6 protein-coding genes are annotated in these 12,294 nt (G+C 71.4%); 3 read left to right on the top strand and 3 right to left on the bottom strand.

Annotated features, from left to right (window positions below):
- Window positions 1-3: 3 nt before the first annotated feature.
- Window positions 4-762 (bottom strand): thioesterase II family protein, encoded by a 759-nt coding sequence (locus QQY66_RS49575; RefSeq protein ID WP_367667108.1) that lies wholly within the window; start codon window positions 760-762, stop codon window positions 4-6.
- Between the two features lie 408 nt (window positions 763-1,170).
- On the opposite strand from QQY66_RS49575, the gene QQY66_RS49570 reads away from it, so the two are divergent.
- Genes QQY66_RS49570 through QQY66_RS49560 form a run of 3 tightly spaced genes read left to right on the top strand, consistent with a single transcriptional unit; the run spans window position 1,171 to window position 4,572 of the window.
- Window positions 1,171-2,757, top strand: coding sequence for an aspartate aminotransferase family protein (locus QQY66_RS49570; protein ID WP_301987923.1), 1,587 nt, complete (start codon window positions 1,171-1,173; stop codon window positions 2,755-2,757).
- 15 nt (window positions 2,758-2,772) lie between these two features.
- The gene (locus QQY66_RS49565) at window positions 2,773-4,359 is read left to right on the top strand and encodes an acyl-CoA carboxylase subunit beta (RefSeq protein WP_301987922.1); all 1,587 of its coding nucleotides are present in this window, start codon (window positions 2,773-2,775) and stop codon (window positions 4,357-4,359) included.
- 12 nt (window positions 4,360-4,371) lie between these two features.
- Entirely contained in the window at window positions 4,372-4,572 is a 201-nt protein-coding gene (locus tag QQY66_RS49560; protein WP_301987921.1) for an acyl-CoA carboxylase subunit epsilon, read from the top strand.
- A 574-nt stretch (window positions 4,573-5,146) separates the two neighbouring features.
- Here QQY66_RS49560 and QQY66_RS49555 read toward each other — a convergent pair.
- Entirely contained in the window at window positions 5,147-5,701 is a 555-nt protein-coding gene (locus tag QQY66_RS49555) for an SDR family oxidoreductase (RefSeq protein WP_301987920.1), read from the bottom strand.
- 107 nt (window positions 5,702-5,808) lie between these two features.
- The gene (locus QQY66_RS49550) at window positions 5,809-12,264 is read right to left on the bottom strand and encodes a type I polyketide synthase (RefSeq protein ID WP_301987919.1); all 6,456 of its coding nucleotides are present in this window, start codon (window positions 12,262-12,264) and stop codon (window positions 5,809-5,811) included.
- Window positions 12,265-12,294: the final 30 nt, after the last annotated feature.

Here is a 12,294-nt window from a genome sequence, read left to right as displayed (position 1 = left end):
ACGTCACGGTGCGACCGCGGTCGCGTCGGTCAGCAGACCGTTCGTGATCGCCGTGGCGACGCCGGTCAGCTGATCGTCCAGGTAGAAGTGGCCCCCGGGAAACACCTCCAAGGAGAAGGCGCCGCGCGTGTGCTCCCGCCACTCCACCGCCTCTTGGACCGTCACTACCGGGTCGCTGTTCCCGATCAGCGCGGTCACCGGCACGGTCAGTGCAGGGCCGTCCATCCAGGTGTACGAGCCGAGCGCCCGGTAGTCGGCGCGCAGCACGGGCAGCACCAGTTCCAGCAGCTCCGGGTCGTCGAGCACGGTCTGCTCGGTGCCACCGAGTCTGCGGACGGCGGCCAGCACATCGGCGTCCGTAGCGAGCCGGTCGTGCACATTCGGCCGCGGACCCGGCGCGCCACGCCCGGACACAAAGAGCCTTTGCGGGCCGGGCAGTCGACGCTCGGCGAGCAGCCGGGCCGTCTCGTAGGCGACGACCGCGCCCATGCTGTGACCGAAGAACGCGTACGGCCGATCGGCGAAGGGGGCCAGTTCGCCCGCAACGGCCTTGGCGAGAGCGGTGAGGCTGGTGAACGGCCGCTCCTGGCGCCGGTCCTGTCGCCCCGGATACTGCACGGACAGGACGTCCAGGCCCTCGGGAAGAGTCCGGGACAGGCGCAGATACGCGGTCGCAGAGGCACCCGCGTGCGGGAAGCACACAAGCCTGAGCCCGCCGTCCGAAGCCCCTCCGAATCGCCTGAACCACTTGCTGTTCACCACTGGTGTCACCCTTTCGTTCCGGTCCGACTCTTCCGCGGGTTTCTCCCCTCTCCCGTTCGCAGGTCGATCAGGAAGGACGTCGCGCGATCCATGGAGCGCCAAGTTATCGCCCCGCGATGACGCAGCGTCAATTTGCCGCTCATTCCGCTCCCTTGAGGGCCACGAGGTGCTGGTTACCGGAATGAGAATCACAAGTGACCTGGAATTTCACCAAAGAGCTACGGTGAATTAGCCCCGGCGGCAGCCGAATCGGCGGCCAGTGCGGCCTTGGAGAGCGAGCAGGAGGCCGGCCTCTCAAGGAATTCCTGCACGGCCTGCTGTGCGTATCTGTCCATGCCTCTCGGCCCGGGACCGGGGACCGTTCGATCGCGGGCCGGCCACTGACGACTACGGAGGCTTCACCGGACCATGGACGACATAGACCTCGCCGAATCCCATCTGCTCGGCTGGCTGTCCACCGTTGGCCTCGACGCCCACTATGTGCGCGCCGAGGGCGACTACCTCTACCGGCTCGACGAGCAGGGGCGTGAGATCCCCGTGGTCGACTTCGCCGGTGGCTACGGCTCGCTGATGCTCGGCCACAACCACCCCGAAATCGTGGCCCTGGCCCAGGAGATGCTGGCCGCGGGCGCGCCCGTGCACGCCCAGTTCTCCCGGCACCCCTACGCGACCGAGCTCGCCGCCCGGCTCAGCGCCATCGTGAGCCGGGAGACCGGCGAGGACGAGACGTACAACGCCGTCTTCGCCAACAGCGGCGCCGAGGCTGTCGAGATCGCCGTGAAACACGCGGAACTCGACCGTGCTCTGAAGGCCGCCGAGCTCCAGGCCGAGATCGCGGAGCACATCGAGACGGCCCGCGCCGCCGTGGCGGCGGGCACCGCGGCCATCCCGGTGGAGGCCGCCTGCGCGGCGGGCCCGGACGCCGCCGCCCTCGCGGCCGACGGCATCGACGCCCTCGCCGCCCGCATCACCGAGGTGAACGCGGCCCGCGCGGCCTGCGAACCGCTGCTCTTCGCCCTGGAGGGCGGATTCCACGGCAAGTTGATGGGCAGCGTCCAGCTCACCCACAACGCCGCCTACCGCATCCCGTTCGCGGCCCTCGGCACACCGGCCCGCTTCGTTGCCCGCGAAGAGCTGCCGACACTGCCGAAGATCTTCGAGGAGGAGCGTGTCGACCTCCTCGACCTGGACGTCACCGGCAACGAGATCAGCGTCGTGACCCGACGGCTGCCGCTGCTCTGTGCCTTCGTCCTCGAACCCGTCCAGGGCGAGGGCGGCATCCAGCTCCTGGACGCCGAGAGCGCCGCGCAGATCCAGTCGGCCTGCGCCGCGGCCGGCGTTCCCGTCATCGTGGACGAGGTGCAGAGCGGCATGGGCCGCACCGGCACCTTCCTCGCCGGCACCGGCATCGGTCTGCGCGGCGACTACTACGCCCTGGCCAAGAGCCTGGGCGGCGGACTCGCCAAGGCCGCCGTGATGCTCGCCCGCTCCTCGCGCTACCGCCCGCAGTTCGAGCTGGTGCACAGCTCGACCTTCGCCAAGGACTACTTCTCCACCACCATCGGGCTCAAGGTCCTCGACCTTCTGGAGGCCGACGACGGCGCGGCCTACCGCAAGGCCGCCGAACGCGGGGAGCACCTCCTCGCCATGCTCCGGTCGGTGCAGCGGGACTTCCCCGACGTCGTCGGTGACGTGCGCGGCCGGGGACTGATGCTGGGCCTGGAGTTCCAGGACCAGTCAGGGTCCGAGATCGAGGAACTGCGCCAGCACGCGGAGGGCGCCACGCTCGGCTATGCCCTCGCGGGCAAGCTGCTCCGCACCCACCGGGTGCGCACCTTCCCGACCGCCAGCTCCCCGAACACCCTGCGCTTCGAGCCTTCGATCCACATCGGGGACGACGAGATCGCCCAGCTCGAGTCGGGCCTGCGCGATGTGTGCGCCCTCCTGCGGGTGCAGGACGGTGCGGGCCTCCTGGAGATCACCCCAGCGGCGTGAGAGGACGAATATTCCATGGCAACTCCACTACGGCGGCAGCCACGTGAGGAACAGCATGCGACCGGACCAGTCGCCGAACTCCGCGCCATTCGGGAGCAAGCGCGGCAGGGCCCCAGCGAGAGGGCGACCGAGGCGCAGCACGCGAAGGGCAAGCTGACGGCACGTGAGCGCATCGGACTGCTTCTGGATCCAGGGTCGTTCAAGGAGGTCGAGCAGCTGCGCCGGCACCGGGCGACCGGGTTCGGCCTGGAGGGCAAGAAGCCCTACACCGACGGTGTCATCACCGGCTGGGGCACGGTCGAGGGCCGCACGGTCTTCGTCTACGCGCATGACTTCCGGATCTTCGGCGGCGCGCTCGGTGAAGCGCATGCTACGAAGATCCACAAGGTCATGGACATGGCCATCGCGGCCGGTGCGCCGCTCGTGTCGCTCAACGACGGTGCGGGTGCCCGCATTCAGGAGGGTGTGAGCGCGCTCGCGGGCTACGGCGGCATCTTCCAGCGCAATACGCGCGCGTCCGGTGTCATCCCGCAGATCAGCGTGATGCTGGGCCCGTGCGCGGGCGGCGCGGCGTACAGCCCCGCCCTCACCGACTTCGTGTTCATGGTCCGCGACACCTCGCAGATGTTCATCACCGGGCCTGACGTCGTGAAGGCCGTCACCGGCGAGGAGATCACCCAGAACGGCCTCGGCGGCGCCGATGTGCACGCTGAGACCTCGGGCGTCGCGCACTTCGCGTACGACGACGAGGAGACCTGCATCGCCGAGGTCCGCTACCTCCTGGCGATGCTGCCCTCCAACAACCGCGAGAACCCCCCGGCCGAGGTCTGCGGCAACCCCGCGGACCGGTGCGGGGAGCGACTGCTCGAGCTGGTGCCCGTCGACGGCAACCGCCCCTACGACATGCATCAGGTCATCGAGGAGATCGTCGACGACGGCGACTACCTGGAGGTGCACGAGCGCTGGGCCCGCAACATCGTCTGCGCCCTGGCCCGGATGGACGGCCGGGTGGTCGGGATCGTGGCCAACCAGCCGCAGACTCTGGCAGGCGTGCTGGACATCGAGGCGTCGGAGAAGGCGGCGCGCTTTGTGCAGATGTGCGATGCCTTCAACATCCCGATCATCACGTTCCTCGACGTGCCCGGGTTTCTGCCGGGTGTCGACCAGGAGCACGGTGGCATCATTCGCCACGGCGCGAAGCTGCTCTACGCGTACTGCAACGCCACCGTGCCGCGGATCTCCCTGGTCCTCAGGAAGGCCTATGGCGGCGCGTACATCGTCATGGACTCCCAGTCCATCGGCGCCGACCTCACCTATGCCTGGCCGACCAACGAGATCGCCGTCATGGGCGCGGAAGGCGCCGCGAATGTGATCTTTCGGCGTCAGATCGCCGAGGCCGAGAACCCCGAGGCGATGCGGGTGCGGATGGTCAAGGAGTACAAGTCCGAGCTGATGCACCCCTATTACGCGGCCGAGCGCGGCCTCGTCGACGATGTGATCGACCCCCGCGAGACCCGGGAGGTCCTCATCAACTCCCTGGCGATGCTGCGCAACAAGCACGCCGGCCTGCCGTCCCGCAAACACGGCAACCCGCCCCAGTAGAAAGGAGCCGGTATGGAGGAGTCCCTTGTCAGGGTCGAGCGGGGTGAGGCGGGGCCGGAGGAGCTCGCGGCCGTCACCGCGGTGCTGATGGCCCGCGCGGTGGCGCGGGCGCAGCAGACCCCGTCCGCCGCCGGTGACGACCGCTCCAAGGCTGTTTGGCGCCGCCTCGAGCGCAGCCCTGGGTTCCGCGCCGCGCACAGCTGGCAGGACTGACCTGCTACACGAAGAGGCCTCACCCTCCCTTCGGGGAGGTGAGGCCTCTTCGTCGTGCCCCCGTGCCTTCGTCGTGGCGGCTGCAGCCCGACCCCGGCCCCGGGTCGGTGCCGGGACCACGACACCACCTTCTGTGCCGGTGTCGTCCCGCACCTGCCGCTCCCGTGCCGGGCCCGTCGGCTCGACCCGCCCGAGGAGCAGGAAGGCCAGGGCGCCCATCGCCGCGGCGAGTACCGCGCTGATGCCGGCAGCCGCATGGAAGCCCGAGGTGAACGCGGCACGGACCGTGTCACCCATCGCGGTGCCGAGTCCACCGGGAACGCTGCCACGGCAGTGTGTCCCGTGCGTACTCCGCGAAGTCCCGCGGTGGGCGGCCGAGAACGCGCTGGACTCCGTCGGAGACAGGCGCCGCCGTTGTCGGCGACGGTACCGAGGAGACCGGCGGCGAACTCGGCACAGTCCTTGTCGAAGCCCCGGCCGAGGAGATGTGTGACGTACTGCGGCGTGGAGACCGGGACGTACTCGACGTCGCGGCCCGACGCGTCCGCGATCTCGCGCACGGCGGCGCCGAAGGTCATCGGGCGTGGCCGGGACAGGGCGTAGACCTCGCCTTCGTGGCCGTGGTGTCGATGAACGGCTCCAAACCCTCGCCGGTGGGCGGTTCGACCCGGCCCGCGGCGACGGCGTCGCGCAGGGGCGAATCCTCGCTGAAGTTCTGCGCGAACCAGGTGGGGCGCAGCACCGTCCACGCGGCGGCCGACCCGGCGCCCGACTTCTGTACCGCGCGCTCCACCGCGAAGCCCGACGTGTCGTCCGCCTGCTCCCAGGCGCGGACCGAGAGAAGTACGAGACGGCCCACGCCCGCACGCACCGCCGCGTCGGTGAACTCGGCCATCAGCTCGGCGGTGTCGTCCGTCTGCGCGTCCACCAGACAGACCGCCCGCGCGGACACCGCGGGCCGCCAGGAGGCCTTGTCCCGCCAGCCGAAGCGGCGCTGTCCCGAGCGCGATGCTGTGACGGGTGTGGCGCCGCGTGCGACCAACTGCTCGGCCACGCGCCGTCCCGTCTTGCCGCTGCCGCCGATGACGCAAGAGTCCCCCTTGCGTGCTTCCGCTACTGCGACGGCCAACCTCTGTGCTCGTCGTACGGGTACCTGGTACCGCGTCTTGCAGGCCCGGCGGGGCGGCCCCCCACAGGCCGCCCCGCCGACGTCTCATCCGCTGGCGGCCACCCGCCTCAGGCCGCCTGCTGCAGCGCACCTTCCCGCGGCTGGGGGAAGTGACCCACCTCCACGAAGAACTCCGCGTACCGCGTGAACAATTCCGCGGTCAGCGGCGGGCAGTTCACATCGGTGTCCGTGAGCGCCACCTCTGTCTCGGACGTGTCGATCGGCGGGTAGAAGGCGTCCGTGTCGGACGTCATCATCTCGAAGGCGTGCAGCAGGGGCTGCAGCGCGTTGTCGCGGTCCGCCTGGACCCGGTCTCGCCACTGCGACCAGTCCAACTCCCGCAGGTCATAGCCGAGTCGGCGCAGATTCTCGACGCACTGGGCGAGGCTCAGGGAGCTGTGGTTGAACAGATGGAAGGTGCGGCCCGCGGACTCGGCCTGCTGCGACACCGTGAGGATGGTGCCGCTGACGTAGTCGACGGGCAGCAGGTGGAAGCGGCCGTCGACACCGGCCGGCGCGGCCCCGGACTGCAGGATGCCCTTCAGGCTCAGCCAGACGAAGTCCCGGGTCTGGCAGGCGCCGTTCACCGTGTCGCCGGAGATCACGTCGACCCGGTACACGGAGACCGGCAGACCCCGGTCACGGGCGAGTTCGATGATCTGCTCCGCCACCCACTTGCTCTGCAGATAGCCGCTGGGCAGCAGCTCCGCGGGGCCGGTCGGGTCGGTCGCCTTCAGCGGCTCGCCGTCCTCGCGCGGGCCGTCGAAGACGCCCACGGTCGAGACGTAGTGCACGGGAACCGTGCGGTGCCGGGCCGCGAGCCGGAGCACTTCCTGGGTGCCGCCGACGTTCGCGGCGCGCAGGGTGGTGTACGGGTGCAGCCAATGCACGTGCGCTCCGTTGTGGTACACGACGTCGACCGTGCGGGACAGGGTGTCGAATTCGTCGTCGGACAGGCCAAGACGTGGCTCCGCCAGATCGCCGACGTGGATCTTGAGGCGCTCCTCGTCCACCGCGTCCCACAAGCGGTACCACTCCATGTTGGCCCGCAGGCGTCCCAGCGCGTCCTCACGGTTCATGCCGCGCACCAGGCAGTGCACCGTGGCATCCGTCGTACGCATCATGTCCCGCAGCAGGAAAGCGCCCAGGAAACCGGTGGCGCCGGTCAGGAGGATCTCCCTCGGGTCGTCGGCCACGGTGACCGTCTGGACGGCGGGCCTGATGTCGTCGTCCAGACGGATCTCCGCCGCGAAGTCGACGGTGGATTCCGCGGACTCCTGCGGTGATCCGCCGCCCAGGAGCAGACCCTTGATGTGCGCGGCGAGCGCGGCCGGCGTCGGGTGGTCGAAGACCAACGTCGCGGGCAGTTTGCTGCCCGTCAACTCGCCCAGGCGATTGCGTAGTTCGACCGAGGTCAGCGAGTCGAAGCCGAGCGAGGTCAGCGGCTGCTCCACGTCGAGGGCGGAGGTGTCGCAATGGCCGAGCACCTCCGCGATGCGGTCGAGCACCGGCTCCAGGACGGCCTGCTCCTGCTCCGTCTCGTCCAGGCCGGAGAGGATCTCGGCGAGGGATACAAAAAGCCGTGGACCGGCCGCGGCGATGCGCCGTCCCGGTGTCCGGGAGAGCGCCGAGAGGATCGCCGGGACCGGTCCGCGCTGCTCCCGCAGAGCCGCCAGGTCCACCGGAGTCGCCACGACCGCGGCCCGCTCCAGGCCGACGGCCACGTCGAACAGCGCGGGACCCTGCTCCTCGGGCACGGGCTTGAACCCGGTGCGGGCGATGCGCCTCAGGTCGGTCTCCGTGAGATTGCCGCTCATGCCGCCGCTCTGCTGCCACAGGCCCCAGGCGATCGAGGAGGCCGGCAGCCCCTGGGCGCGGCGGTGCTGGGCCAGGGCGTCCAGGTAGTGGTTGGCCGCGGCGTACGGGGACTGGCCGGGGCCGCCGACGACGGAGGCGACCGAGGAGAACAGCACGAACGCCGACAGGTTGGCGTCGCGGGTCAGTTCGTGCAGATGCCAGGCCGCGTCGACCTTGGGGCGGAGGACCGCGTGCAGCCGATCCGGGGTCTGCGAGGTGATCAGGCCGTCGTCAAGCACGCCGGCCGTGTGTACGACGCCGGTCAGCGGGTGCTCGGCGGGTATGGCGGCCAGGACGGCGGCGAGCGCGTCCCGGTCGGCGGCATCGCATGCGGCAATCGTGACCCGTGCGCCGAGTCCGGTCAGCTCCTGCTCCAACTCCCTTGCCCCTGCGGCTTGTGCGCCCCGGCGACTGGTCAGCAGCAGGTGGCGCACCCCGTGCTCGATGACGAGGTGACGGGCGAAGAGCGCGCCCAGACTGCCGGTGCCGCCGGTGATCAGGACTGTTCCTTCGGAGCTCCAGACCACGGGGCTGGTACGGGTCTGCGGTGAGGTCCTGCTCAGGCGCGGTACGTATACGCGGCCCGCGCGGATCGCGGCCTGGGGTTCACCGGAGGTCACGAGGGCGGTCACGGTGTCCGTGGCGGCGCCGGGCTCGTCCGTGTCGATCAGGACGATTCGGCCCGGGTGCTCCGACTGTGCCGAGCGCAGCAGGCCCCAGACCGCGGAGCCCGGCAACTCGGTGATGTCGTCCTGAGCGGCCGTCGCGATCGCGCCCGAGACCTGAACCACCAGGGGAGTCTCCTCCAGGTGCTCGTAGGACAGCCACTCCTGCACCAATTCCAGGACGTATTGCGTCACTTGATGGGCAGCGTGCGGCGCTGAGTCCGCAGGAGCCAGCGGCCGCAGGAGGACGAACCGCGGCGCCCGCCCCCGCGCGACGGCCTCGCTCACCTCAGCCGGGCTCGCGAAGCCGACGGCTCCGGCCTCGTGCGTGCCCAGGACACCCCAAGCGGCATCCGGAGCGTCGCCCAGGGCCGGTGGCAGCGCCAGCGGCGTCCAGTCGATCTGGAACAGGGCGTCCTCATGACGGCCGAAGGATGCGGACAACTCGGCCCCGGTGACGGTCCGTACGGCCACCGAACCGACCTCGGCGACCGGCTGCCCGGCCCCGTCGGCGAGTCGCACCTGTGCCTCTCCGGCCGGGGAGGAGCTTATCTCGACCCGCAGGACCGACGCCCCGGACGCGTACACCCGCACACCGCGCCACTTCACGGCGAGCGGCGGCCCAGCGCCCGCCGTCGCCCTCAACGCCACCGGTCGCACCGCCGCGTCCAGTACCGCCGGGTGAAGCACGAAGTCCCCGGCTGACGCCCCTTCAGGCAGGCGCAGTTCGGCGAAGAGCGCGTCCTCGCGGCTCCACAGACCGGTCAGCGAGCGGAACGCCTCGCCGTACACCAGACCCGCGCCCTCGAAGTCCGCGTACACCTGGTCGAGCGCGATCTCCTCGGCGTCATCCGGCGGCCATACGGCAAGGTCGAAGGGCGCGCCGGCCGCGGTGGCGCCGAGCGTGCCGTGGGCGTGCGCGGTCCAGGGGGCGTCGGCGTCGTCGGGGCGGCTGTGCACGGTCACCGCGCGCCGCCCCTCCTCGTCCGGGGTGCCCACGCCGACCTGCAGCTGCAGGGCGCCGCTCTCCGGCAGCACCAGCGGCCTGTGCACGGTGAGTTCGTCGAGCGAGGTGGCCCCGAACTCGTCGCCCGCGCGCACCGCGAGCTCCACCAGGGCGGCCGGGGGCAGCACCGGACGGCCGAGCGCCCGGTGGTCGGCCAGCCACGGGTGGGTGCGCAGCGACACCCGACTGGTGAACACCGCCTGGTCGGCGCCCGCGACGGGCGCGGCCGGGCCGAGCAGCGGATGCCCGGTGGCGCGCAGGCCGAGCCCGGTGCTCTGCTCCGCCGCGGCCGTCACGTCGTGCCAGTAGCGCTGGTGCTGGAAGGCGTACGTGGGCAGGTCGACGCGCTGGGCGCCGGTCGGCTCGTAGAACGCCCGCCAGTCGATGGGCGTGCCGTGGGTGTGCAGCGTGGCCAGGGCGTTGGTGACGGCGGCCGGTTCGGGCCGGTCGCGGCGGAGCATCGCCACCGCGCCGGCCATGCTCGCCGAGGCGAGCGCGGTGAGCACCGGGTCGGGGCCGAGTTCGAGAGTGGTGGTGACATCCTCGGCGGCCAGGGTGTCCAGGGCGTCGGCGAAGCGGACCGTGCCGCGCAGCTGGCGCACCCAGTAGTCGGGCGAGGTCAGGTCGTCGCCGGTGGCGAGGCGCCCGGTGAGCGTCGAGACGACCGGGATCCGCGGCTGCTGGTACGTCAACTCCGCCGCGACCTGCCGGAATTCATCCAGGACGCCGTCCATGTGCGGCGAGTGGAAGGCATGGCTGACGGTGAGCCGGAACGTCTTGGCGCCGCGCTCCCGCCACAGCTGCGCGACCGTGTCGGCGGCGTCCTCGTCGCCCGTGATCACCACGGCGGTCGGGCCGTTCACCGCCGCGACGGTCAGGCGGCCGGTGTACGGGTCGAGACTCGCGGCGACCTCGTCCTCCGGGGCCTGGATCGCGATCATCGCGCCGCCGGGGCGGGCGGCCTGCATCAGCCGGCCACGCGCGGCGACCAGGGCCGAGGCGTCCTCGAGGGAGAGCACTCCGGCGACATGGGCGGCGGCGAGCTCCCCGATGGAGTGGCCCGCGAGGTAGTCGGGGGTGATGCCCCAGGACTCCACGAGCCGGAACAGCGCCACCTCGATGGCGAACAGGGCGGGCTGTGTGTAGGCCGTGGAGTCCAGGCCCGCGCCGGTCGCGGTGACCTCGCAGATCGGCCGGTCCAGATGCTTCGACAGCTGCGCGCACACCTCGTCGTAGGCCTGCGCGAAGACCGGGAAGGCGGTGTACAACTCGCCGCCCATGCCCTGGCGTTGGGCGCCCTGGCCGGTGAAGAGGAACGCGGTGCGCCCGCTTGCGCGGGTGCCCCGGATCAGGCCCGGGTGCGTGCCGTCGTCGGCGAGCGTCCGCAGGCCCGCGAGGAGTTCGTCGCGGCCCGCGCCGGTGATCGCGGCGCGGTGGTCGAGGGCGGCCCGTCCGGTGGCCAGGGAGTGGCCCACATCGAGCGGGCAGAACTCGCGCTGCGCCAGGTGCGTGTGAAGGCGCTCGGCCTGCTCGCGAAGCGCCGCGGGGGTGCGCCCGGAGAGCAGCCACGGGGCGGTGCCGGCCGGCGGCGGCGCGGGACGCTCCTGCGGCTCGTCGGCGGGCGCCTGCTCCAGGATGAGATGCGCGTTGGTGCCGCTCACGCCGAACGCGGAGACCGCGGCGCGGCGCGGCCGGTCCACCGTGGGCCAGGGCCTGGTCTCGGTGAGCAGCTCGACCGCGCCCGCCTCCCAGTCGACCATCGGCGTGGGCTCGTCCACATGCAGCGTCTTGGGCAGCACACCGTGCTGCATGGCCTTGATCATCTTGATGACGCCGCCGACGCCCGCCGCGGCCACGGTGTGGCCGATGTTGGACTTCAGGGAGCCCAGGTAGAGGGGCCGCCCGCCGGGCCGGTTCTGGCCGTACGTCTCAAGGATGGCCTGCGCCTCGATGGGGTCGCCGAGGCGGGTGCCGGTGCCGTGCGCCTCGACGGCGTCGATGTCGGCGGGGGCGAGCCCGGCGTCCGCGAGGGCCTGGCGGATCACCCGCTCCTGGGACGGCCCGTTGGGGGCGGTGAGGCCGTTGGACGCGCCGTCCTGGTTGACGGCCGAGCCGCGGATCACCGCGAGGACCTTGTGTCCGCTCCTGCGGGCGTCCGACAGCTTCTCCACGAGCAGCAGGCCGACGCCCTCCGACCAGGACGTGCCGTCGGCCGCGTCGGCGAACGACTTGATCCGCCCGTCGGGCGCGAGCCCGCCCTGCCGGGAGAAGTCCACGAAGCCGCCCGGCGTCGCCGTCACCGTGGCACCGCCCGCGAGTGCCAGTTCGCACTCGCCGCGGCGCAGCGCCGTGGCCGCCAGGTGCAGCGCCACGAGCGACGACGAGCAGGCGGTGTCCACCGACACGGCCGGGCCCTCGAGGCCGAACGTGTAGGAGATCCGGCCCGAGGCGACGCTGCTGAGCTTGCTGGTCAGCAGATAGCCCTCGAACTCGTGCGGCCCCTCCAGATCCAGATAGCTCTGCTCGATGACGCCCGCGAACACGCCGGTACGGCTGCCGCGCAGCGAGGTCGGGTCGATCCCGGCCTGCTCGAAGGTCTCCCACGCGGTCTCCAGGAGGACGCGCTGCTGCGGGTCCATCGCCGCGGCCTCGCGCGGCGAGATCCCGAAGAAGCCCGCGTCGAACTGGGCCGCGCCGTCCAGGAATCCGGCCTCGCGGGCATAGGACGTGCCGGGCTTGGCCGGGTCCGGGTCGTAGAGCCGTTGAAGGTCCCAGCCGCGGTCGGAGGGAAAGGGGGAGATGGCGTCGGTGCCGCGCTCGACCAGCCTCCACAGCCCGTCGGGCGAGGCCACACCGCCCGGGAAGCGGCAGGCCATGCCGACCACGGCGATGGGATCGGCCTCCGCCGCCTCCAGTTCGGCGATGCGGCGGTTCGCCCGTTGCAGATCGACCGTGACCCGCTTGAGGTAGTCGACCAGTTTCTCTTCGTTGGACATCGCGTTCCTGACTCTCCTTGGACGAGGAAG

This window comes from Streptomyces sp. DG2A-72, from assembly GCF_030499575.1.
In the GTDB taxonomy this organism is placed as follows: domain Bacteria; phylum Actinomycetota; class Actinomycetes; order Streptomycetales; family Streptomycetaceae; genus Streptomyces.
This window is presented reverse-complemented; position numbering and strand designations above follow the sequence as displayed.